The 23,798-nt window shown below is 74.1% G+C and carries 15 protein-coding genes and 2 pseudogenes; 6 read left to right on the forward strand and 11 right to left on the reverse strand.

The genetic code is table 11. The features are described from left to right. Positions 1-13: 13 nt before the first annotated feature. A complete protein-coding gene (locus ACFV9M_RS37435; RefSeq protein WP_385076290.1) occupies positions 14-3,205 on the reverse strand; it encodes a BTAD domain-containing putative transcriptional regulator in 3,192 nt (1,063 codons plus the stop codon). 376 nt (positions 3,206-3,581) lie between these two features. Here ACFV9M_RS37435 and ACFV9M_RS37440 point away from each other — a divergent pair, with 376 nt between their 5' ends. Continuing rightward, on the forward strand, positions 3,582-3,986 hold the full coding sequence (locus tag ACFV9M_RS37440; protein WP_385076293.1) for a peptidase M23: 405 nt from the start codon (positions 3,582-3,584) through the stop codon (positions 3,984-3,986). A 215-nt stretch (positions 3,987-4,201) separates the two neighbouring features. Here ACFV9M_RS37440 and ACFV9M_RS37445 read toward each other — a convergent pair whose 3' ends face one another. The 5 genes from ACFV9M_RS37445 to ACFV9M_RS37465 form a co-directional block, all read right to left on the reverse strand. Further along, positions 4,202-5,020 (reverse strand): class I SAM-dependent methyltransferase, encoded by an 819-nt coding sequence (locus ACFV9M_RS37445; RefSeq protein WP_385076295.1) that lies wholly within the window; start codon positions 5,018-5,020, stop codon positions 4,202-4,204. Between the two features lie 161 nt (positions 5,021-5,181). Next, entirely contained in the window at positions 5,182-6,411 is a 1,230-nt protein-coding gene (locus ACFV9M_RS37450; protein WP_385076297.1) for a PP2C family protein-serine/threonine phosphatase, read from the reverse strand. Between the two features lie 141 nt (positions 6,412-6,552). Then, a complete protein-coding gene (locus ACFV9M_RS37455; RefSeq protein ID WP_385076300.1) occupies positions 6,553-7,068 on the reverse strand; it encodes an NUDIX hydrolase in 516 nt (171 codons plus the stop codon). Between the two features lie 384 nt (positions 7,069-7,452). Continuing rightward, complete coding sequence (locus ACFV9M_RS37460; RefSeq protein ID WP_385076303.1) at positions 7,453-7,848, reverse strand: nitroreductase/quinone reductase family protein; 396 nt, start codon at positions 7,846-7,848, stop codon at positions 7,453-7,455. A 237-nt stretch (positions 7,849-8,085) separates the two neighbouring features. After that, complete coding sequence (locus ACFV9M_RS37465; RefSeq protein WP_385078461.1) at positions 8,086-11,838, reverse strand: XRE family transcriptional regulator; 3,753 nt, start codon at positions 11,836-11,838, stop codon at positions 8,086-8,088. A gap of 363 nt (positions 11,839-12,201) precedes the next feature. Between ACFV9M_RS37465 and ACFV9M_RS37470 the strand changes: the two genes are divergently transcribed. Together ACFV9M_RS37470 and ACFV9M_RS37475 are read left to right on the forward strand one after the other, a co-directional pair. Continuing rightward, on the forward strand, positions 12,202-12,678 hold the full coding sequence (locus ACFV9M_RS37470) for a hypothetical protein (protein WP_385078463.1): 477 nt from the start codon (positions 12,202-12,204) through the stop codon (positions 12,676-12,678). A 146-nt stretch (positions 12,679-12,824) separates the two neighbouring features. Then, positions 12,825-13,337, forward strand: coding sequence for a DUF6584 family protein (locus tag ACFV9M_RS37475; RefSeq protein ID WP_385078466.1), 513 nt, complete (start codon positions 12,825-12,827; stop codon positions 13,335-13,337). A 280-nt stretch (positions 13,338-13,617) separates the two neighbouring features. On the opposite strand, the gene ACFV9M_RS37480 is transcribed toward ACFV9M_RS37475, so the two are convergent. Further along, complete coding sequence (locus tag ACFV9M_RS37480; RefSeq protein ID WP_385078468.1) at positions 13,618-14,490, reverse strand: aldo/keto reductase family oxidoreductase; 873 nt, start codon at positions 14,488-14,490, stop codon at positions 13,618-13,620. A gap of 139 nt (positions 14,491-14,629) precedes the next feature. Between ACFV9M_RS37480 and ACFV9M_RS37485 the strand changes: the two genes are divergently transcribed. Then, entirely contained in the window at positions 14,630-15,067 is a 438-nt protein-coding gene (locus ACFV9M_RS37485; RefSeq protein WP_385078480.1) for a winged helix-turn-helix transcriptional regulator, read from the forward strand. A gap of 196 nt (positions 15,068-15,263) precedes the next feature. Here the strand turns inward: ACFV9M_RS37485 and ACFV9M_RS37490 are convergent. Continuing rightward, positions 15,264-16,512, reverse strand: a pseudogene (locus ACFV9M_RS37490) (family 78 glycoside hydrolase catalytic domain); the annotation flags it as partial. A gap of 502 nt (positions 16,513-17,014) precedes the next feature. Here ACFV9M_RS37490 and ACFV9M_RS37495 point away from each other — a divergent pair. Together ACFV9M_RS37495 and ACFV9M_RS37500 are read left to right on the forward strand one after the other, a co-directional pair. Further along, on the forward strand, positions 17,015-20,389 hold the full coding sequence (locus ACFV9M_RS37495) for a LamG-like jellyroll fold domain-containing protein (RefSeq protein ID WP_385078471.1): 3,375 nt from the start codon (positions 17,015-17,017) through the stop codon (positions 20,387-20,389). A 2-nt stretch (positions 20,390-20,391) separates the two neighbouring features. Then, positions 20,392-20,601 (forward strand): annotated as a pseudogene (locus ACFV9M_RS37500) (transcriptional regulator); the annotation flags it as partial. A 61-nt stretch (positions 20,602-20,662) separates the two neighbouring features. Here the strand turns inward: ACFV9M_RS37500 and ACFV9M_RS37505 are convergent. From ACFV9M_RS37505 to ACFV9M_RS37515, 3 genes are all read right to left on the reverse strand, one after another. Beyond that, positions 20,663-22,144, reverse strand: coding sequence for a DHA2 family efflux MFS transporter permease subunit (locus tag ACFV9M_RS37505; RefSeq protein WP_385078472.1), 1,482 nt, complete (start codon positions 22,142-22,144; stop codon positions 20,663-20,665). Then, the gene (locus ACFV9M_RS37510) at positions 22,141-23,073 is read right to left on the reverse strand and encodes an aldo/keto reductase (protein ID WP_385078474.1); all 933 of its coding nucleotides are present in this window, start codon (positions 23,071-23,073) and stop codon (positions 22,141-22,143) included. The genes ACFV9M_RS37505 and ACFV9M_RS37510 overlap by 4 nt, the downstream gene beginning before the upstream one ends. A 71-nt stretch (positions 23,074-23,144) precedes the next feature. Beyond that, on the reverse strand, positions 23,145-23,798 hold a 654-nt coding region (locus tag ACFV9M_RS37515; RefSeq protein WP_385102667.1), incomplete at its 5' end, for a carboxymuconolactone decarboxylase family protein.

Genomic DNA, 23,798 nt, shown 5'->3' on the forward strand with positions numbered 1-23,798 from the left:
GCCGGCGTGGAGGTCAGTCTTCGCCCGGTCGGCCGCTCTCCTCCGCCTCCCGGCTGCCCAGGCGGCGGAAGACCGCCTGGGCCTCGGCGCGGGCGGCCTCGGCGGACGCGTCGTCGCCGCGGCCGCGGGCGACGGTGGCCAGGTCGCGCAGGGTGCGGGCCCGCCACAGCGGCAGGCCGAGCCCGTCCCACAGGGCGAGCGCCCGGCGCAGCGCCTCCTCGGCGGCGTCGAGGTCACGGGCGGCCAGCCGGCACTCGCCCAGGGTGCGCAGCACGAGCGCCTCCCCGAAGGTGTCCTGCCGTTCACACGTGACCTCCAGGCAGGCGGCGAGCCGCTCCCGGGCCTCGGCGAGCCGGCCCTGACGGATGTGCACCTTGGCCAGCGACTGCCCGGCGTACATCGCGCCGAACACGTCGTCGTCCTCCTCGAAACGGCGCAGTGCCCGCGTGAAGAGGTCCTCCGCCTCGGCGAGCCGGCCCAGCGCCCGGTGGCACAGGCCGAGCGAGCGCAGGGTGAGCGCCTCGCCGTGCCGGTCCGCGGCCTTCCGGTACAGCTCCAGGGCGCGGGTGAGTTCCCGCCACGCCTCCTCGTGCCGGCCCTGCTCGCGGTGGACGTAGCCGATGCCGTAGTGGACGTGGGCGCAGGCGACCTGGTCGCCGAGCCGCTCGTACGCGGCGAGCGCGGGCCGCAGCAGGTCCAGTGCCTCGGCGTAGCGGGCCTGTTCGCGGCGGGCCGAGCCCATGCCGGCGAGCGCGGCGGCCCGCCCGCGGACCGCGCCGGCACCGTCCGGATCGGGTCCGATCCGCTCGAACAGGCCCAGCGCGTCGCCGAAGTACGCGTAGGACTCGTCGAACCGGTCCTGTTCGTAGCGGAGTTGGCCCAGCCCGTTCAGCAGCCAGGCCTCGTCCTCGGTGTCCCCGGACCGGCGTACGGCCTCCAGGGCGACGGTGTGGGAGCGGGACCAGGCGTCGAACCGGTTGTAGAGGGCCGCCGAACTCGCTATCAACACGCCGGCCAGGTCCCGGGCGGCCCGGGTCCGGCCGTGGGCGGCGCAGTGCACCACGCCGGCGGTCAGACAGGCCTGCTCGGCGGCGAACCAGTCGGCGGGGCGGGCGAGCAGAGCCTCCTCGACGGCGGGGTCGAGCGGCCGTTCGGCGTGTGGTTCGGGGACGAGGCGGGAGGCGCCGCCGGGGGCGCGGGCCGCGGCGCCGCGGGCCAGCGACAGCCAGCAGGCGACCAGCCGTGCCACGGCGGCCTCGCGTTCCTCGGGGGTCTCCTCCGCCAGGCAGCGTTCGCGGGCGTGTTCGCGGGCCAGGTCGTGGATGCGGTAGCGGATCTGGCCGACGCCGTCGACGCCGACGAGTTCGATGAGGTGGCAGTCCACGAGCCGTTCGACGGCGTCCTCCGCGTCCTCCGCGCTCACGTCCAGCAGCGGGGCGGCGATCCAGGCGGCGAAGTCGGGCAGCTCCATGAGGGCGAGCCGGCGCAGCACCCGCCGTTCCTGCGGGCCCAGTTCGGCGTAGCCGAGTTCCAGGCTGGTGCGCAGTTCGAGGTCGCCGGCGCGGAGCTCGTCGAGCCGGCGGCGTCCGTCGCGCAGCCGGGCGGCGAGCCGGGCGGGCGCCCAGTGCGGGCGGGCGGCGAGCCGGGCGCCGGCGATCCGCACGGCGAGCGGCAGCCGTCCGCACAGTCGGACGATCTCGGCGACCGTGTCGGGCTCGGCCTCGGTGCGCTCGGGTCCGGCGACCCGGCCGAACAGCGCCATCGCCTCCTCCTCGGCGAGCTCCGTCAGGTTGAGGCGGACCGCGCCCTCCAGGGCGACGAGGCGGCGGCGGCTGGTGATGAGGACGCCGGAGCCCGGTCCGGGCGGCAGCAGGGGCCGCAGTTGTGCCTCGCCGGCGGCGTTGTCCAGGACGATCAGGATCCGGCGGTCGGTGAGGTGCGTGCGGTAAAGGGCGACCAGGTCCTCGGCGTCGGCGGGCAGGGCGTCGGGGTCGACGCCGACGGCGCGCAGCAGCCGGGCCAGCGCGTCGGTGGTCCGCAGGGGCGCGGAGTCGGCGGCCCGCAGGTCGAGGAAGAGCCGTCCGTCGGGGAACCGGTCGGCCATCCGGTGGCCCGCGTGCACGGCGAGGGCCGTCTTGCCGGTGCCCGAGCGGCCGGTGATGACGCCGATCGGAGGTGCGGTCCGCTCCGGGGTTCCGCTGTCGGCCAGGACGGCGACCGTCCAGGCGATCTGCTCCTCACGTCCGACGAAGTCGGCCACGTCGGGCGGGAGTTGGGAGGGAACACGCGGGGGCGGGCCGGCGGCGCGGGGGGCGTCGGCAGGCACGGGTCCGGCGGCGGACGCGGGTGCGGGTGCGGCGGCGGTCGCGGGAGCATCCGCGGACACGGGTCCGGCTGCGGACGCGGCGGTGCGGGGCGGGCGGGCGGTGGCGGGCGCGGGCCGTGGGTGGCCGAGCACCTCGGTGTCACCGGTCAGCAGCGCCTGGTGCAGGGCGCGCAGTTCGGGTCCCGGGTCGATGCCCAGTTCGGTGCGGAGGAGTTCGCGCCCCTCCCGGAAGACGCGGAGGGCGTCCGGGAGGCGGCCGGCGCGGAACAGCGCGGTCATCAGCTGTCCGCGCGGCCGTTCGCGCAGCGGGTGGGCGCGGACGTGCGCCAGCAGCTCCGGGATCACGTCGTCGGCGCGGTGCAGCGCCAGGTCGAGGGCGTACACCTCTTCCCGGGCGACGAGCCGCAACTCGACGAGCCGGGACGCCTCGGTGCGTGCGAAGAACTGCCCGAGCCCTTCCAGCGCGTCCCGGCCGCGCCACAGTCCCAGCGCCTGCCGCAGCATGTCCGCCGCCTCGGCGGTGCGGCCCTCGGCGGCCGTGCGGCGCCCCAGCGCGAGACCGGCCTCGAAGCGGTGGGCGTCGATCCGCTCGGCGGGGAAGGCGGCCAGGTAGCCCGGCGAACGGGTCTGGATCGCGTGCGCGGCACCCGCCGGGGTGAGGGCCCTGCGCAGGGCGGCGATGTGCGAGGCCACCAGGGCGCCGGCGGTCGCGGGCGCGTGCTCCTCCCACACGAGGTCCACCAACCGCTCGGTGGAGACGACTTCACCCGGATGGGTGACGAGCGCGGCGAGGATCGCGGTCGGTTTGGGGCCGCCCAGTGGGAGGCGCCGGTCCTCGAACCACACCTCGGCCGGACCGAGAAGGCGCACGTCCAGCATGATTTCCCGTCCTGACAGGTCAGCGACGGGGCCACCCTACCGGCGGGGCGGGACAGGCACGGAGGAAACCGGACGGACTCCTTCCTGCGGACGTGGGCGCCCGTGACCGTCCGGTCGGCCGAGCCGTCGGCGCGCCGGGGACCGGACAGCAAGGGGCCGGGTGCCGGGGACCGGGGATCAGGTGCCGGGCCGGGTTCGGCTCCTTCGGACGGTGGGCGGGGGCGGGGGCGGGGGCGGGGGCGGGCGGTGTCGCGAGGGGGACGGGGCGGGCTGGCCCGTCGTATGACGGCGTCGAGCGACCCGCTCATACGGGAGCGCCGCCGCCGGCGTCCTCCGCACGACACCGTTCCCCATGCACGGAAAGCCGAGGGACGTCATGACGAGCACCAGCCCCTCCCCCCGGACCCGGCTGCGCCGGGCCGTCCTGGCCGGCGCGGCGGCGACGGGGGCCGCCCTGTCCCTGCTCACCGCCGCCCCCGCCCCGGCTCAGGCCGCGCCGGACACCACCCAGGTGTACGTCTGGGCGACGAACGTGAACATGCGGTCCTGCGCCGGCTTCGAGTGCGAGCCGTACGACCGCGTGCGGATCAGCCGGATGCACGTCACCGCGTACTGCCAGAGCCAGAGCGACGTGGTGCGGGACTCCGGTTACGCCAACGACTGGTGGGTGCAGGTGGACGCGGGCGGCCCGCGCGGCTGGATCAGCGCGGTGTACGTCCGGGGCGGCAGGGACATGGCGCCGGTCCCCGGCGTCTCCCAGGACTTCGAGGACTGCTTCTGACCGAGCCGGTGTCCGACCGACCCGGTGTCCGACCGACCCGGCTCCCGACCGACCCGGTGTCCGAGCGGCCCGGTGTCCGACCGCCCAGAGTCGAACCGGCCCGACTCCCGACCGAGCCGGTGTCCGACCGATCCCGTGCCCGACCGATCCCGTGCCCGACCGATCCCGTGCCCGACCGATCCCGCTCGTCCCCGTCCCGGGCGGTTCCGCCCGCCTCAGCGCCGTTGCCCCCACGCCATCGCCATGCCCGGTCCGAGCTCGGCGAGTCGCGGCGAGTCCAGGTACGCCAGGGCCTCGTCGACGGCGTCGGCGTCGACGTGTCCGGTCGCCTCCAGCGCGGGCCGCATCCGGCGCCAGGTCTGCGACCAGAAGCGGGCCAGGGGGCTGCCCGCGACCAGGGGTGGGCAGAACAGCTCGGCCGCGACGTTCCGCAGGCCTTCCTCCCGCAGGAAGTGCGGGTACGCCGGCACGGAGGAGGTGTCGGTGCCGATCGTCGTCCTCAGCGCCTGCCACATGGCGTCCATGGTCCGCCGGTAGGCGGAGGAGGTGTCGAGGACGTCGGGCAGTTCCACGGCGTCGCCGAGGACCAGCCAGCCGCCGGGGTTCAGCCACCCGGCGAGCCGCGAGATCAGCCGGCGCCGTTCGGGCAGGTGCATCAGGACGAACCGGGCGTGGACCAGGTCGAAGCGGCCAGGTCGCAGGCTCTCGTCCGTCAGATCGGCGGTGACCACCCGCAGCCTGGGGCCCTTGAGGGCGGCCAGCGCGCCCGTGTCCCGGTCCAGGGCGACCACCTCCTCGACACCCGCCTCCTCCAGCAGCCAGCGCGCCACCGTTCCGGTCCCGGCGCCCACCTCCAGGCAGCGCCAGTCCGGGCCGGCGCCCAGCGCCCGCAGACGGCGTGTGGTGACGGGGTCGTAGGCCAGCGCACCGGCGTCGATCCGCCCGGCCTCGTGCGGGTCCTCCGGTGCGAACAGGTCCCTCCCGTAGCGGCCACCGCCTGCCTGCGCCCCGCCGGGGACATGCGAACCCGTCATGGCCGGACCTCCTGGATGCCTGCACCCACGCTAGATCCGCCGCCGGGAGACCGCGACCGGCGTCCGCGGCGGGTAGGTGAGCGCCGGCTCGCGGCCGCGGCAGGTCCGCGGGCACCGGGTCGGCGCGGAGCGTGGGGTGCGCGCCGGCGGACGGCCCGCCGTCACAGCCGGACGACCACCAAGGCGGTGTCGTCGGTGTTGCCGGACAGGGGAAGGAGATCGACCAGCAGGGCGTCGGCCAGGGATTCCGGGGCGGCGTTCCGGTGGCGGGTGAGGGAGTGGGCGAGCCGGGCCAGACCTGCGTCGATGTCCTCGCTGCGGCGTTCGATCAGACCGTCCGTGTACAGGACGAGCGTGGCGCCCTCGGAGAAGCGGACGTCGGCCTGGGGGCGGGCCATGTGTTCGGGGCGGGCGGCGAGCGGGGGGTCGGTGGCCCGGTCGAGGAAGGTGACCGTGCCGTCGGGGTCGAGGAGGGCGGGCGGCGGATGGCCGGCGCAGCTGTAGGTGACGGTGTGCCGGTCCCGGTCGATGAAGGTGGTCACGACGGTGGTCGCCTCGGCGCCCTCGACGGAGCGTGCGTACAGGCCGAGGGCCTCCAGGGCCTGGGCAGGGCCGTCGGTGACGCGGCAGGCGGCGCTCAGCGCGCTGCGCAGCTGCCCCATGACGCAGGCTGCGGCCAGGCCGTGGCCGACGACGTCGCCGACGGCGATCGCGAGGTTGTCGCCCGGCAGGTCGACCAGGTCGTACCAGTCACCGCAGACGTTCAGGGCGCCGACGGCGGGCCGGTAGCGCACGGCCGTACCCTGCGGGCCGCTCGGGCCGGGTGCGGGGAGCATCGCCGCCTGGAGGGCCAGGGCGACCTCGCGTTCGCGGGCATGCGCCCGGCGCAGCCGTTCGTTGATCTCCTGGAGTTCCCGGGAACGGGTGTACAGCTCGGCCTCCAGCGCGCCGGTCCGGCCGTCACCGCCCCGGCCGCCACGGGCGCGGATGAGTTCGGTGACCTCCTCCACCCGGTGCACGATCAGCGCGACCTGCCCGTCGGCGCCGCGGACGGGCGCGTTGACCGGGCTCCAGTAGTGCTCCTGCCAGCGGCCGGGCCGCAGCGGGTCCTCGATGTCGTAGCGGAGCAGCGCCATGGTGTCGCGCTCGCCGGTGGCCACGACGCGCAGCATCGACTCCCGGGTCTCCCTCATGCCGGCCGCGGCCGGGTCGTTGGGGTTCTCGGGGAAGACGTCGAAGATGTAGCGGCCCAGCAGTTGTTCACGGCTGCGGCCGGAAAGCCGCAGGAAGTCGTCGTTGGCGTCGGCGTAGACCAGGTCGGGGGTGAGCAGCGCCACCATGCCGGGCAGGGCCTGGAAGACCGCCGCATAGTCGATCCGCGCTTCCCGCATGTCCTGCCTGCCTCGGCGTCCGGTCCCACGTGTGAGGTTCCACGATAGGAGCCGGCACGCCCGAACGCCGGATACCGCTCCGGCACCCGGACAGCGGGGGCCGACGGGCGCCGTCCCGAGCGGTCCGGCGCACCGGCTGCGCTACCCCGCGGCGGGACGGCGGGAGGGTCCGGGGGGCGGCTCTCGCGTGAGCCGGGCGAGGTGGGCGTCGAGGAGTTGGACCCGCGCCGGGAGGGCTTCCCGGAGGTCCCACCAGCGGACGGCCGCGATCTCCTCGTTGGGCTGGAAATCCCGCGGACTGGTGGCGCGTCCCGCGAACAGCGCCGCGTACTCGGCTCGCCGGTCGGGCGCGAGGACGAAGCCCGCGTAGCCGATGAAACGCAACGGCCCGTCCGGCTCCTGGCCGCTCTCCTCCAGCAACTCGCGCGTGGCCGCCTGACGCGGGGTCTCGCCCTCCTCGATACGCCCGCCGGGCAGCTCCCAGCCCTGGCGGAACCGGTCGAAGACCATGAGGACACGGTCGGCGTGCCAGACGGCGACCAGCGCCGCCGGCAGCGGCGCGTCGCCGGGCGGGGTGCCCTCGGCCCCGGGGACGAACACGACGAGGGCGTTGCCGCGGTCGTCGACGGCGAGCGGAGGAAGCGTGGAGTCGAGCACCTCGCCATGATGGCCGTGCGCGGACGCCGGGGGAACGCGGCGGCGCGCGCGTGTGCCCACCGCGCTTGCCCGTGTCCCACCGTGACGCGGACCGTCGTACGCGCCGCGGGAATCGCCGGATGACCCTGGCGTGACGGCAGCCGCCCGGCGGTCCCTCGACGGCCGCCCGGCGGTCCCTCGACGGCCGCCCGGCGGTCCCTCGACGGCCGCCGGACGGTTGCCCGCCGAGACCCGGCCCACGCCCGAGAGATCCGGCCCACGCCCGGGCAGGCCGGCACAGCCGCCCGGCCACCGGCCCCTCGCACGTCGGCGGATGCCGCCCGGCCGCCGACCGCCCCCGCACACCGGCAGAGGGCCGCTACGCGGCACCCGGCGGACTCGTCGTCAGCCGGTCAGGTCCACCCGGACGGTGAGCAGCCCCGTCCCCAGCGCCCGTACCGCCGCGCTGTTGAACCGGGGCAGGGTGCGCAGCCGGGCGACGGGGTCGTCGTCGGGCATCAGGTACGCCGTGCCGGTGTGCCAGCGTCCGCGGATGCGCACCCGCACCCGGGGATCGGCCACGATGTTGCGGACGTACTGCGAGCGCTCCCCGAACTCCGACACCAGCCAGAAGGAGTCGCCGACGCGGCGGCCGCCCAGCGGGGTACGACGGGGCAGGCCGGAGACACGGCCGGTGGTCTCCAGGACCGTGTGGAACGGCAGTCGGCGCATGAGCGGGTTGGCGACGTACCGCTGGAGGGCGGTGGTCGCGCGGAAGCGGAGGTCGTCGGGGCGGGGCATCGTCCGTGGGCTCCTTCACGCGAGGTGCTGGTACGTCCATGCTCCCCGACGGCCCCGGACCCCGGCCCCCGGGCCCCGGCCCCCGGACCCCGGGCCCGGACGGGTGGTCCGCGCCCCGGCCCGCGTCGGCCCGCGCCGGCCCGCGCCGGCCCGCGCCGGTTCGAGGCGGCCGGTGCCGTCGGGCGCGGCGCGCGGGGCGCGCCGGGGCCGGCCGGTGACAGCAGCGGCCGTTGGCGTTCAGCAGGGCGGATCGTACGGCTGCTGCGGGAAGTACTGCCGCCATTCGGCGCGCGTGACGGCCGGGTGGGCGGTGTCGCAGATGCGGGAGGCCACGCGCCGCACGTCGGGGTCCCAGAGCAGAGCGGTCCAGTCCTCGCCGCCGGTGGCGAGGATACGGCCGTCGGGGCTGAACGCGAGCGTGTCGACCGGCTTGGTGTGCCCGGTCAGAAGGGCCGTCTCCCGGGCGCCACCGCGGCCGGTCACGTCGTACAGCCTCACGGTGTGGTCCGAGCTCGCGGCCGCCAGCAGCCCGCCGTCCGGGGCGAAGGCGACGGACATGACGCCGTCGTTGTAGCCGGCCAGGCGGTCCCGCAGCACCGGGCGACGCGGGTCGGCGACGTTCCACAGTCCTACGGTGCGGTCCTCGCCGGCCGTGGCCAGGGTGCGGCCGTCAGGGCTGAACGCCACCGACTTCACCGCGTCCAGGTGACCGGTGAGAACGGCCAGGCGCGTGCCGCGCCCTCGTGCGGTCACGTGCCACAGGACGGCCGTGCGGTCCCGGCTCCCCACGGCCAGGGTCCGCCCGTCGGGCGCGAACGCCGTGGCGTCCACCGGGCCGGCTCCGCGCAGGTCGGCCAGCGGACGCGGGTGCCGTGGGTCGGCCGTGTCCCACAGCCGTACGGTGCCCGTGTCGCCGCCGGTGGCCAGGATCCGGCCGTCGGAGGAGAACGCCACCGCGTCGACGTGGCCGATCCGGCAGGGTACGTCGGCCAGGAGGTGCGGCCGGTCCGCCTCCCGCACGCTCCACAGCCGGAGGGTGCCGTCGGCGCTGCCGCTGGCCAGGACGCGTCCGTCCGGGCGGAAGGCCACCGAGTTGACGGGGCCCGCGTGGCCGGTGAGCCGGGCGAGCTGCCGGGGGCGGCGGTCGTCCCCGACGTTCCACAGGCGTACGGTCCGGTCGTAGCTGCCGGTGGCCAGCAGCCGCCCGCCGGGGTGGAAGGCGAGGGAGTAGACGGAACTGCCGTGGCCGGTCAGGGCCGGCCCGGGGAGATCCCACAGCCGGGTGGTCCGGTCCTCGCCGGCGGTGGCCAGGGTGCGGCCGTCGGGGCTGAAGGCCGACGCGTGGACGCTGCCGGTATGCCCGGTCCACACGGTCAGCTCCCGGGCGCGGCCGGCATCGGTCACCTCCCAGCGGCGTACGGTGGCGTCGGTGCCGGCGGTGGCCAGCGTGCGGCCGTCGGGGCTGAAGCCCACGGCGTTGACCGCGTCGGTGTGAGCGGTGAGCACCTGCACCGCGCGCGGGTGGCGCGGCCCGGTCACGTCCCACAGCCGTACCGTGAAGTCGCTGCTCCCGGTCGCGATGCGGCGGCCTCCCGGGGCGAAGGCGATCGCGTTCACCTCGCCGGTGTGGCCTCCCGCGGCCGACAGCTCACGCAGACGCCCGCGGGAGGCGGTCACCTCCCACAGCCGCACCGCGTGGTCGGCATGGCCGGTGGCCAGCGTCCGCCCGTCCGGGCCGGCCGCCAGGGCGGTCACGGGCGACCGCACGTCCAGCGCGGCGAGAGCGCGCGGGCGGCGGGGATCGGACAGCTGCCACAGCCGGAGCCCGTCGCGGGCGGCCACCACCAGGGTGCGCCCACCGGGGCCGCTCGCGGGGCCGAGGACCAGCCCGACGACCGGTCCGGTGACCCGCGGCAGCCGCGCCGCGAGCCGGGGCCGGCCCAGGTCGCCGAGGTCCCACACCGCCACCGTGCCGTCGTCACCGCCCGCGGCCAGCAGACGGCTGTCGGGGCTGACCGCGACCGCGCGCACCGCGCCGGCCAGGCGGGCCGACGCGCTCAGCTCGCGGGGCCGGTGGGGATCCCCGACCTGCCACAGGCGCACCGTCCGGTCGGCGGAGCCGGTGGCGAGGACGCGGCCGTCGGCACTGAACGCCACCGCCGTGACCGCGCCCGTCCGACCGGTCAGCCGCGTGGCGTACGGGGCGGCGAAGGTACTGAGCACACTGCCGCGCGCCTCCGGGGTGGGCGACAGACGGTAGGCGGCCAGACCCAGCTGGGCGGCCAGCGCGGGATCGACCGCCCGCAGGGCCGCGGTCTTCTCGGCGACCCGCTGGGAACCGGCGGCGTCCCGCTGCCGGTCCGCCGCCCGCTGCGCCCGTACGGCGAGGACGGCGGTCGTGCTCGCCAGCACGAGCAGGGCGCTCAGCAGGGCCACCGCCACGCGCCGGAACCGGGTACGACGCCGTACCGCCGCGTGTTCGGCGGCCTGCCCGGCCAGGCTCGCGTCGAGGAACTCCCGCTCCTTCGCGGACAGGCAGGCGCGGTCCAGCCCGGCGGCGAGGGAGAGCCGGGCGCCGCGGTACAGGGCTCCCGGATCGCGCCCCACCGCTTCCCACGCCCGCGCCGAGTCGGTGAGCTGACGCACCGTTCGCAGCGCCTCCCGGTCCTCGGTCAGCCAGCCGTGCAGCCGGGGCCAGCACCGGATCAGGACCTCGTGCGCCAGATCCACCCGCTCGCGGTCCAGTGTCAGCAGGCGGGTCCTGGCCGCACGGTCCAGCACGGCCTCGATACGGCCGGTGTCGGCCTCGGCCAGTCCGGCCAGTTCCTCCAGGCGGGCCGGCCGCCGCGTGTCCTCCGTGCCCTCGCCCAGCGCGGTCAGCCGGAGGAACACCTGCCTGGCCAGTTCGCGCTGTCCGGCGTCCAGTTGCCCGTAGAACTCCTCCGCGGTGCGTGCCAGGCCGCCTTCGAGCCCGCCCGCCCTCTCGAACGCCTCCAGGGTCAGCGCGTTGCCCCGTCGGTGCCGCCAGGTCTCCAGCAGCGCGTGCGACACCAGGGGCAGTACCCCGGCCCGGCCGTGCGCCTGCGCCGTGAGCGACGCCGACAGCGCGCCCTCGACGGTCAGTCCCGCCCGCTGGGCGGGCTTCACCACCGCCCGGCGCAGTTCTTCCATGCGCATCGGTCCGACGGGCACCTGGGCGTCGCGCATCGCCTCCACCAGCAGCGGGTTGTGGGTGCAGTGCGCGTAGAAGTCGGCCCGCACCCCGAGGACCACCCGGCAGCGGCCGGCTTCGGCCGCGGCGGCCGCGACCAGCGCGTCGATGAAGCAGTCCCGCTCGGCGTCGTCCCGGCACAGGGTGAACACCTCCTCGAACTGGTCGACGACCAGCACGACGTCGCCGTCGCCCCTGCCGGAACGGGCGGTGATCTGCCTCACCAGGCGGCCCAGGTTCCGCGGGTCCGCGCGCAGCTCCTGATACAGCGCGCCCGGCGCGAGGCCCGCCCGCGCCGCCAGCCGCACCGCGGTCTCCTCCAACGGCCGCGGTCCCGGCGTCACCACCGGCAGCACGGCGGTGCGGAGCCGCGGCACCAGCCCCGCCCGCAGCAGCGACGACTTGCCGGAGCCCGACGCCCCGATCACCACCACGAACCGCTGCCGCTCCAGCCGTTCGGCCAGTTCCTCGACCAGCTGCTCCCGGCCGAAGAACCACTCCGCGTCCTGCTCCCGGAAGGACCGCAGTCCCGCGTACGGCGCGGGGGTGCCGGCCCGCTCCCCGGGGTCGGCGCGATCGCACTCCCCGAGGTGGTCCGCCACCTCCCTCCAGCGCCGCTCCCACTCCCGCACGTCCCCGGCACAGACGCGCACGTAGGCCAGTGTCACCGCCAGCGTCGGCAACCGCTGCCCGGAGGCCGCGGAGGACAGCGTGGAGACCGCGTAGTGCGCCTGCTCCGCCAGCGTCCGGTAGGGCGGATTGCCGGCCTTGTGCCGCAACTGCCGAAGACCTTCGGCGAACTCTCGTAACGGACCGTCCCTGCCATCCAGCGGTCGCTCTCTGCGCGGCATCGCCGCACCTCCCCCGTTCGTTCCCCGTCTCCCCGGTGACGGCCGGAACAGTGCCGTCCCATTTTTCACGACTTGTTTGTTCGGCACCAGCGTTTCGATCGCGAACAACGGCCGGGCGCTAGACCTGGAGCGCAAGCAGGAGCAAGCGAGGGGGACTTCGGACGGCACCGCGCCCGGGCCCACCGCCCGGCCGCCCCCGGACCGGCACCGGTCCGGGGCAGCCCCCTCGGGCCGCCGCGTCACCCCGCGGCGGCTCCGTCGAACGATTCCCGCACCTCTGGAGACAAGCTGATGAAGCGAACGATCCGTATGTGTCTCGCCTCGGCGGCCTTCGCGGGCGCGCTGTTCGCCGGCACCGCGACCCCCACCGCCTCCGCCGCCCCGGACACCCGGGCCCCTAGCCTCCCCGCACCGCCGGCGTCCGAAGGCCCGTTCGCCGCGGCGGACACGGCGGTCCGGCCGGCGGACGACACCTCCCCCCGCGACGGGCTCGACGCCCAGGCGTCCCCCTGTTGGTACGCCTCGAGCCACTGGTGGTGCAACAACGTCTCCGGCGCGGGCGTCTACGTCAACGACAACGGCACGGCCAGGCTCGTGGGGACCATGTACAGCAACCCGTCCTGGTTCGTCTGCCGCTCCGACGACGGCGGCCACGTCGGCGGCCCGCACCCCAACCGCTGGGAGTGGACGCAGGCCGACAACGGCGCCTGGGGCTGGATGAAGGACACCGACATCTACAGCGAGACGGACCCGCTGCCGGTCTGCTGACCGGTACGCCACACGGGTGCGCCGCCCGGGACGGCCTCGTTCCGGGCGGCGCGCCCGCAGGCCTGTACGCGGCGTCCGTGGAACGGCCGACGGGCCGGCCGCGAAAAGGAATCGACGCCTCGTACCGAGCGACCGATCATGAACCCATGCCTGTGACGGACACCCTTGCCCGAGTCGACGCCGACCTGGCCGCCGGCCGGGTCCCCATGGCGCGTCAGCGCCTGCGCGGACTGGTGTCGTCGTTCCCCGACGACCTGACGCTCCGCCGCCGACTGGCCGAGGTCTACCGGCTGTACGACGAGCCCGCCGAAGCGGGGCGCTGGATGTACCTCGAAGAGGACCGGGACACGGGCGAGACGTCCGCCTTCGAGGCGAGGTACCGGACACCCCAGCAGCGCATGCGGGCGCTCGCCTGGCGCGGCCCCGAGTCGTCGGCCCGCTCCGCCTTCGCCAGGGAGACCCTCGCGGCGGTCAGGCAGGCCTGCTCCGACGCCGTGGGCCACCCGGTCGACTGGGACACGGCGTCCTCCGCCCGCCACGACGGGCCGGAGCCCGGGCCGAGGCCGATCACCTCCTTCCTCGCGGGAACCGGATGTCTGGTGGTGCTCCTCGCGATGGTGGCGATCTGGGTGAACGGGCTCGTCGCCCTGTTCGGCTGAAGGCGGCCGCTGCGCACCCGCCGCGGCGTTCGGGGCCGGCCGAGCCGCCGCTCGCACGCCGTGTAACCGCCGAGGGAGAGACCCGCCACACCGACCGGACCGAGCAGCTGTTCCCGGGCGAGTGCTTCGAGGGCGAAGGAGACGTCCCGGGGCCGTTCCCACACGTGGACAAAGCCCTCCGGCTCGTAGCCGTCGACGTAGTTGTCGCCGTGGTGATCGAGGGCAACGACCCGGAACCCCGCCTCGTGCCGGTCGTACCAGCCACTCAGCTCTGGGGCGTTCAGCGGCCGATGTCGTCCAGCTCGGTCAAGTCCTCATCGGAGAGGGAGAGTCCCGCGCCGGCGATGTTCTCGCGCAGGTGTGCCGTCGATGACGTGCCGGGGATGAGCAGGATGTTCGGTGATCGCTGCAGCAGCCAGGCCAGTGCGACGGACATCGGTGTCGCCTCCCATCGAGCGGCGACCGCCGAGAGCGCCGAGGACTGAAGCGGGGTAAAGCCCCCGAGGGGGAAGAAGGGCACGTACGCGACGCCGTCGGGGGCGAGCCGGTCGATGAGCTTGTCGTCGTGGCGGTGGGCGAGGTTGTACATGTTCTGCACGCACACGACCGGCGCGATGCTCTGCGCCTCGGTGACCTGCTCCTCGGTGGCGTTGCTGACCCCGAGGTGGCGGATCAGGCCCTGCTGCCGGAGTTCGACGAGCGTCTCGAACGCCTCGGCGAGCGAGCCGGGCTGGGGACCTTCGGCGTTGCCGAGTCGGAGGTTGACCAGGTCGAGTACGTCGAGCCGGAGGGACTTGAGGTTGTCGTGGACCTGGCGGCGCAGATCTTCGGGTCGCCGGGCCGTAGGCCAGCCACCCTGTTCGTCGCGGGTCGCGCCCACCTTGGTCACGATGTGCAGCGACTCGGGATAGGGGTGCAGTGCCTCGCGAATCAACTCGTTGGTGACGCGCGGCCCGTAGGCGTCGCTGGTGTCGATGTGGGTGATACCGACGTCGACCGCTTCACGCAGAACGGCCAGGGCACCCTCGCGATCGGCGGGCGGCCCCATGACCCATGGGCCGGCCAGTTGCATGGCGCCGTAGCCGAACCGAGTGACGGTCAGGTCGCCCAGGGTCCAGGTGCCGCCGGGAAGAGAGAGGGAGGGTGTGCTCATCTTGTGGCCTTTCGTCGTGCTCGGGGGGTGGCACCTGCTGCCTTCCTGCATCAGCATGGGAGAGGAACTTCCTGTCGGGAAGCAGGCACTTCGGAGTGCGTAACCCACCCATAGGGGAGAGGCGCGATCAGTGACGACGATGAAGGCGGCCCAGAAGAGGGCTCAGGCCAAGGTGGAGTACAACGCGTTCCTGGCAGGGTGCCCCAGCCGGCAGCTGCTCGACCGAATCTCGGACAAGTGGGTCGTCCTGATCCTGTGTGCGCTGGGCGGCGACAACAGCCCTCGCCAGCCCGGTGCGGCACACGCCGCCGCTCCGAAGGCGATGCGTTACTCCGAGCTCTCCCGCCTTCTGGCCGGGGTCAGCCAGAAGATGCTGACCCAGACGCTACGATCGCTGGAGCACGATGGTCTGCTCACCCGTACCGTGACGCCAACCGTCCCTGTCACCGTCTCCTACGAGCTGACCGACCTCGGCCTCTCGCTCCACCACATGACGCGCGGGCTCAGGGACTGGGCGCAGACGCACATGGCCGAGGTCCTCGCAAACCGCGAGAACCACGACTCCCGCACCTCCTGACGACTCACATCCAACCGTCCGACGGCTCTGCATCCTCGGCGCTACACGCTCAACTGCGAAGAGCCAGTCGACGCACCACGGGCGGTCTGCGGGCGGGCGGTCACCCGATGGTGGCAGGCCCGTGCGTCGGACGGTGTCCGTCGGCCGGGGCCGCAGTGGTGCCGGGGCGCGCGGTTCGCGCGCCCCGGGGTGGGGGTCAGGTCAGCGTGGCCGTCAGCTCGTAGCGGCCTGAGGGCAGTCGGTAGGAGGCGGTGCCGTCCGCGAAGCCGAGGAAGGTGACGCCGTCGGCCCGGGACAAGGGCGTCCGGCCCTCGCGCACGGTGTCGGGGTCGGAGGTGGGCAGGCTCAGGGTCGCCGTGCTGTTCGCGGGGACCGCCGCCCGGTAGGTCAGCTCGCCGTCCCGCACCGTCCAGGCGCTCTCGATCGTGCCGTAGGGCGACTGGTGCGCACCGGTCACCTGGGTGATCTTCCCGGTGGGGTCGGGGTGCGGCCGGAGGAGGAAGTGCCGGAAGCCCGGGTGATCGGGGTCCTTGGCGATGCCGGCCATGCCCTCGTACATCCACTCCATGATGGCGCCGTAGGAGTAGTGGTTGAACGAGTTCATCTCCACCGGGCCGAAGCCGTCCTCCTCCGAGTACGAGTTCCAGCGCTCCCAGACGGTGGTGGCGCCGTTGCTCACGGAGTACAGCCAGGACGTGGTTGACCTGGTCGTCGTCGGTGGTGACGGAGCCGATGTCGCGTAGGGCGGAGGTGGCGACCCGGCCGGTCAGGCCGGTGAGGGTGACCTCCCGGGTCGTGGTGACCGACACGTAGCGGAAGCCGTAGAAGGTCAGGGAGTCCTGGTGGGTCTCGCCCCGCTCGTCGCCCCGCAGGACGTAGGTGCTCATGGCCTTGGCGGTGCGCAGGTTCTCCCGGTAGACGGAGCCCGCGGGGCCGTCGGCGCCGGCGCCGTCGTCGTTCAGCATCTCGCCGAAGCGGAGGGACACCTCGGCGCCCGCGGGGCCCTTCAGGGTGTAGCGGGGGACGCCGACCATGTTCTGGCCGAGGTCGAGGACGGCCGGCTCGCCGGGGCGCAGGGTGGTGACGGCGGCGGCCGCCGCGGCCGGGGCGGTGACCGTGCGGGCGGCGTCGACGACGATCCGGCCCTTGCCGTTGGCGCTGCCCGCTTCGCCGGTGACGCCGGTGTACACCGTGACCGACTGCGCGGTGCGGTCCCACTCGGGTATCAGCCGGGCGGTCTCGCCCGGGTAGGCGACCAGCCGGGCGTCGGGGAAGCGGGTGGTGTGGTCGTGCTCCTCGACGGCGTTCCAGGCGGAGGCGTCGAAGCCGTTCGCCGCCCAGCCCGGGATCTCCTTGCGGGCGTCGTAGGTCTGCCCGTCGTAGATGTCGTCCGCGCGGTAGGGGCCCGTGTCGGTCGCCCGCCAGCCGGCGCCGACCGTGGTCACCGGCACCGCTCACCACCCTCACCCTAAACGTGAGGGTGAGAGTTGAAACCGTTCAATGCCCGTTCGCCGTGCGCCGACCCGTCGTCGGGGCGTGGTGCTCACACCCGGCAGGGGCTCAACTCCGCCCTGGCCGAATAGGAGTGACGGCGTATCAGCTGTGTGATGCGTGAGGTCTAGACAGGTGGTGAGGGCCGTGCTGTCATTCCGCTGGCACGAGTGTCCGACGCCGAACGAGATGTCCGACGCCGAGAGAGCCACTGACAGCAAGCCGTCTCCGGGCCGGTGTCCGCCGTACCGCCGGGCCGTGGCCGGAGTACGGAGCCCGGCCCGGCCCGGCCCCGCACCTGACGGCGTTCCCCGCTCCTGTCTGCTGCCACGGTGCCGCCTGGTGCCGCCTGGTGCCGCCTGGTGCCGCCTGGTGCCGCCTGGTGCCGCCTGGTGCCGCCTGGTGCCGCCTGCCGGCTCGTACCGGTCCGGGCCCCCCTGCGCAAGGAAAGGTTCGATGACCAGACATCACAGCCGCCCGCGAACCAGAGCCTGGGCGCTGCTGACCGCGGCCGCCCTCATGCTGCCCACGAGCGCCCTGACCGCCGGTGCGTCCGCCGCGTCCACTTCCTCCGCCACCCCCACTATCTCCGTCACCTCCGACACCTCCGCCGCGTCCGCGGAGGCCGCCGAGGCCGCCGCGTCCACCGAGGCCGCCGCGCCCGCCGCGTCCACCGAGACCGCCGCGTCCACCGAGACCACCAAGACCGCCGCCATCGAGGTGCACGGACTGAAGGGCGAGTACTTCCGCATGTCCGCGCCCGGGGCACGGGACTTCGCCGAGCTCGGTGGCACCCTGCTCGACCCGCAGATCAACTTCTCCGGTCTGACCGGCACGTTCGAGGAGCTCACCGGCCGGACCGAGCACACGACCGCCCGCTGGACGGGCCGGATCGAGGCGCCGGCCACCGGTGACTACACGTTCCACGCCGTCGGCGACAACGGCTTCCGGCTCTTCGTCGACGGGGAGCCGGTCATCGACCACTGGCAGCCGGACTGGGACAACGAACAGACCAGCGCGCCGATCCCGCTGACCGCCGGTGAGAAGCACGACTTCCGCCTGGAGATGTTCCAGGACTTCGGCGGGGCGAACATGTACCTGCGCTGGTCGACCCCGACGCTGCCCAAGCAGCCCGTGCCCACCTCGGCGTTCACCCCGCCGGCCGACTTCGAGGTCTACCCGGTGGACCTGGCCGTCGCCGAGGACGGGCGGCGGGTGCGCGCCCGGTTCGAGGGCGGTGTCGGAGGCGACGTCCAGGCACTCGCCGGCCACCTGAGGATCGAGGCCGACTCGACCGGCATGCCGGTCACGTCGGTCGCGGTCGACCCGGGAGACCCCGAAGGTCTGGTCGTCACCCTCGGCGAGGCGATCCAGAAGAGCCAGGGCGTCAGGTTCACCTACGACGGTGCGGGCGCACTGACGGCCGGCGGCGAGACCGTGCCGAAGATCATCGGCTGGGCGCGGAACGACTCCACGCACCGGCTCACCACCACCTGGGGCGACGCACTCGACGAGAAGAACCCGCTGCCCGAGTACCCGCGCCCGCAGCAGGTGCGGTCCCGGTGGAAGAGCCTCAACGGCCCCTGGCAGTTCGGCGCCGCCGAGGCGGGTGAGCAGCCGGTGTTCGGCAAGGACCTCGACGAGCGGATCATCGTGCCGTTCCCGGTCGAGTCGCAGCTCTCCGGGCTGGAGCGGCACGAGGACCACATGGTCTACCGCAGGCTCGTGAACGTGCCGAAGAGCTGGAAGGCCGGCGAGGGCAACCGGCTCAAGCTCCATTTCGGTGCCGTCGACTACCGGGCCCGCGTCTGGGTCAACGGCAGGAAGGTAGCCGAGCACACCGGCGGCTACACCGCTTTCAGCGCCGACATCACCGACGCGTTGAGGGGCACCGGGCCGCAGGAGATCGTGGTCGCCGTCACCGACACCGGCGGCGCCGACCAGCCGAAGGGCAAGCAGTCCGCCACTCCGAGCGGCATCTTCTACACGCAGTCGTCCGGCATCTGGCAGACGGTGTGGATGGAGCCCGTCGCCAACACCTCCATCGACAACCTCGTCACCACGCCCGACATCGACACCGGCAGCCTGGCGCTGACCGTCGAGTCCGACGACGCCTCGGCCGAGGCCCGCGTCGAAGCCGTCGCACGCGACGCCCGCGGCAAGGTGGTCGGCCGGGTCAGCGGAGGGGCCGGCGAGGAACTGCGCCTGCCGGTCGCCGATCAGCACCTGTGGAGCCCGGACGACCCCTACCTCTACGACCTCGACGTCACCCTCACCGACGGCCGGTCGACCGACCGGATCGACAGCTACTTCGGCATGCGGAAGGTAGACGTCGAGACGGTCGGCGGCTTCCGCAAGCTCGTGCTCAACGGCAAGCCGGTCTTCTCCCTCGCCACGCTCGACCAGGGCTTCTGGCCCGACGGTCTGTACACCCCGCCCAGCGACGAGGCGCTCGCCTTCGACCTGGAGGCGCACAAGCACCTCGGCTTCAACGCCGTCCGCAAGCACATCAAGGTGGAGTCACCGCGCTGGTTCTACCACGCGGACCGGCTCGGCCTGCTGGTCTGGCAGGACTTCGTCTCCGGGGACCTGACGAACGAAACGGGGCGTGAGGCCTTCGTCGACCAGGGCATGGACATGATGCGGCAGCATCACAACTCCCCCTCCGTGATCGGCTGGATCGTCTTCAACGAGGGCTGGGGGGAGTGGAACCGCGAGGAGAGCGGCCGTATCGCCGCATCGGTCAAGGCCGCCGACCCGTCCCGCGTCGTCAACGCCCACAGCGGCGTCAACTGCTGCAACTCCAAGGGCGACTCCGGCGCGGGCGACATCGTCGACCACCACGACTACGGCAACGACGACCCGCCGTTCCCGGACCACCGGGCGGCGATGGACGGCGAGCACGGCGGCTTCACCCTGCGCACCCCGGGCCATATGTGGCCGGGCGCCCCCACGGTGATCTACAGCGGGGTCGACGACAAGGAGGCGCTGACACGCGAGTACGTCGAGAACACCGAGAAGTACTACCTCGACCAGGCCGGCGCCGAGCTGTCCGGTTCGGTGTACACGCAGATCTCCGACCTGGAGAACGAGCTCAACGGCCTCTACACGTACGACCGCCGGGAGATCAAGGTCGACCCGGTCAGGGTCCGGGAGGTCAACCTCGAGGTCATCGCGGCCGGTGCCGCGGCGGGCGAGCGGGGAGCGCTCGAGGGCGGCGGGCACTGGGCCCTCGACGAGGGCACGGGCAGCACCGCCAAGGACGACGGGCCCAACGCCCAGCCCCTGACGCTGACCGGGGGCACCACCTGGACCTCCGGTGTCAGCGGCAGCGCGCTGGAGTTCGACGGCCAGGGACAGTACGCCGAGACGGACGGCCCGGTGCTCGACACCACCGGCGGCTACTCGGTCTCCGCGTGGGTGAGGCTCGACGCGCTCCCCGGCAACTACGCCACCGCCGTCAGCCAGGACACCCGACGCCAGGCCAGCCCGTTCTACCTCCAGTACGGCCACGGCGCCTTCGCCTTCAGCACGCCCGGCGAGAACCGGGCCCGGCTGGAGACCACCCCGCAGCCGGGCCGCTGGTACCACCTGGTCGGCGTACGGGACAGCGCGAGCAACGAGATCACGCTGTACGTCGACGGCGAGCCGGCGGCGACCGCCACCGGCGGCCCCGCCTACCCGAGCACCGGCGCCCTGACCGTGGGCCGCGCCCAGTGGGACGGCGCGGACACCGACTTCTGGAACGGCGCCGTGGACGAGGTCCACGCGTACGACAGGCCGCTCACGGCCGAGGAGGTGAGCGCCCTCTACACCGAGGAGAAGCCGTAGCCCCCCGGCTGATCGACGAGCTGAACGCGGGCAGCGCGAAAGTGCGTGCCTGGTGGCCGCAGTACGACGTGCAGGCCCGGCACGGCGGACGGAAACGGCTGCGGAGCCCGGGGCGCGGGACGGTCGATTGCGCCTACACCGCGTTCCACCTGGCCGAACAGCCGGAACAGACACTGGTGGTCTACTCCGACGGCCGGGAACCCGCCGATTGAGCCCGGCGGGATCGCCGACGACGCACTCGGCTCCGGCGTGGACCGTCGGCGGGTGGGGGTGTCATGGGCCCGCGGCCGGTCCCGGGCTCGCGGACTCCTCGCGAGCGGGGTCGGGGTGCGGGCCGGCGGCGCGGTACGCCTCCCGGACCCGGCGGTCGCTGACGCGCAGCGCCAGGAGCGAGGCGCCCAGGCACAGCGCGGCCAGGGTCAGGAAGCCGGCGCGGAAGGCGAGGGTGCCGCCGGCGCCCAGGGCGGCGGAGAGCGTGCCGGCCAGGGCCACGCCGAAGGCCGCCGCGGTCTGCCGCTGCATGCTCAGCAGGGTGGTGGCGTCGGCCGTCCTGGCGGGTGGGACCGTGACGAAGGCGGCGTTCTGGGCGCTCGCGAAGAGCAGGCCGACACTGAGACCCAGCAGGTACATCGACGGGTACGGCGCGAAGGCGGGCGTGGTCTGCGTGAAGGTCGCCATGAAGGCCATGACCAGCGCGGCCCCGGCGCCGCCCGCGACCATCAGCCGGCGGGGGCCGACCGTGTCGTGGAGCCGGGGGACGACCTGCGAGGAGGTCAGCATGCCGAGCGCCTCCGGGAAGGTGGCCAGGCCCGAGTGCAGGGCGTCGTGCCCCAGACCGGTCTGGAGGAACTGGGGGTACAGGTACAGGGCGCCCATGAAGGCGGCGCCGGTGGGGAGCAGGACCAGCTGGGTCCTGCGGAAGAGCTGGTCCCCGGCGACCCGAAGATCGATCATGGGATGCCGGGCGCGCAGCTCCCAGGGCACCGTCACGGCGAGCGCCAGAACCCCGCCCACCAGCGGGACCAGCACCCGCCCGCTCCCCCAGCCCCGGTCCGGGGCCGCGGTCAGGGCGTACAGGACCGCCGCGAGCCCGCCGCCCGCCAGGACGAATCCGAGGAGGTCGAAGCGGGGCGCGCCCGGGCCGGGGAAGTCGGGCAGGCAGCACAGGCCGAAGAGCAGCGCGAGCACTCCGACGGGCAGGTTGACGAGGAAGACCCAGTGCCAGGTGGCGGTGTCCACGAGCCAGCCGCCCAGTACCGGTCCGAGGGCGGGGGCGACGGCGGTCGGCAGCATGACGTACCGCTGCGCGCGCAGCCGCTCGGCCACGGGGAAGGCCCGCAGCATCATGGTCATGCCGACGGGGGCGAGCAGACCGCCGCCGACGCCCTGGAGGACGCGGTAGCCGGTGAGCGCCCCGAGCGAGCCGGCCGTGGCGCACAGACCGGAGGCCGCGGTGAACAGCAGCAGCGCGGCGAGCGCGGTGCGCCGGGTGCCGAAGCGGTTGCCGAGCCAGCCGGAGACGGGGATGAAGACAGCCAGGGCCACCAGGTAGCCGACGTTGACGGAGCTGAGGCCGGAGGCGTCCACGGCGAGGTCGCGGCCGATGGCCGGGAGGGCCACGTTGACGATCGTGGTGTCCATGATCGCCATGAAGTTCGCGGCGACGAACACCCCGCAGACGGCGGCCTTGGTGGAGATCCGGCGGCCGGGTCGTGGCGGCGGTGGTCCGGTCCTGGGCGGGCGCTGGGCGTTCACCGGCCGTGCCGGAGCCAGTGGACCTGCTCGCCGGTCAGGGTGAGGCGGCGCGCCTGGAGCGAGCTGTCGGTCTGCCGGGTCGTTCTCGGGCCGATCGACGGCCAGATCCCGGGATGGTGCAGGGTCCAGGCCAGGGCCACCGTCTCGGGCCGGGAGCCGAGCCGTTCCGCGAGGTCCCGGCAGCGGCGCCGGCGGGCGCGGTTGTCCTCGGTGTCGTACGGATCCGGTCGGCCGTCGAGCTCCCGCGCTCCGGTGCGCGCGAAGTAGCCGCGGGCCTGGGAGGACCAGCCGAACAGGGGAAGCCGGTGCCCGCGGACGACGTCGAGCACGGCGGCGTCGGCGTGGAGGCTGCCGCCCAGCAGCGCCGGGTCGGGTTCGGCGAGGCTGAACTGGTAGCTGGCGACGGGGGTGTGCCCCCGCGCGGCGAGTTCGACGGCGAGTTCGGCCAGTCGCGGCGCCCGCCAGTTGGAGACCCCGACGCGGCGGACGTGGCCGGCTTCGACCAGGCTCACCAGGGTGTCCGCGAGTTCGGCGACCGGCCGGGCGGGGTCGTCGCAGTGGTAGAGGAGGACGTCGATGACCTCGACGCCGAGGCTGCTCAACGCGGCCCGTACGTGTGCGTGCACGGTGGCGCGGCTGAGCGGGATGTCCGCCCCGGTCGTGTCGTGGCCGACCTTGGTGACCACCCCGAGCCTGCCGGGCCGGGCGCGCAGCCACGCGCCGACCGCCGCCTCGGCCTGCCCGCGGGCGTAGCTGTGGGAGGTCTCGACGAGCAGCCCGCCGGCGTCGGCGAAGTGCGTGAGCCGCTCGGCGGAGGTGGCGGGCGGCTCCGCTCCGAAGGGGCCGCCGAGGACGAACCGGTGCGCCGCGGTCTCCATGCCGTCCTGGTCGAGGAGTCCGTCGAGCAAGTGCAGGGGGGAATGCGGCATCGGGCACCACCCTTTCGATGTCGATGTCGATGCGAGCCGTCGGTGCGCGCGGGTGTGCCGCGCGGACGGGGTCAGTCGTCCGCGGGGACCCGTCGGAAGCCGTCGACGTCGGGGAACGGTCGGGGCAGGTGCGGCCGGAGCGGGATGTGGAAGGTGTTGAGCATCATCGCGGACATGCTGAAGCTGCCGACGCAGCCGATCAGGTCCAGTACGCCGTCCTCGCCGAAGAGTGCCAGGGCGGCGGCACAGGTCTCGTCCGTGACGAAGTGGTCGTGGAGCATCTCGTGCGCGAAGGCGTGGAAGACGCGCTCGTCCTCGGCCTCGAAGGCGGGGTCCTCGCCCCGCGCGAGGCGGTCCAGGCACTCGGCCGGGACGCCTTCCTCGACCGCCTGCTGGATGTGGGCGTTCCAGGCGGCCTGGCTGTCGAAGTGGCGGGCGGCGATCAGGACGCTCAGCTCGCGCAGCCGCTGCGGGAACCGGGACCGGTCGCGGCAGTAGGCGCCGAGGTTCTCGACCCAGTGGGCGAGTTCCATGTTGCGCGCCCAGACGAGGAACGGCGGCGGTGGTTCGACGCCGGGGCCGACGATGGTCTCGAGGAGTTCGGTCTGCTCGGGGGTCAGGCTGGTCAGCGGGGTCAGTCGCACGGTGCCGGTGCCTTTCGGAGGCGGGAAGGGGGAGAGCCGGGGACGCCGGGGAGGGGTCCGCGCCGCGGGACTTGAGAGTTT

The sequence above is a fragment of the Streptomyces sp. NPDC059895 genome, from assembly GCF_042731035.1.
Classification (GTDB): domain Bacteria; phylum Actinomycetota; class Actinomycetes; order Streptomycetales; family Streptomycetaceae; genus Streptomyces.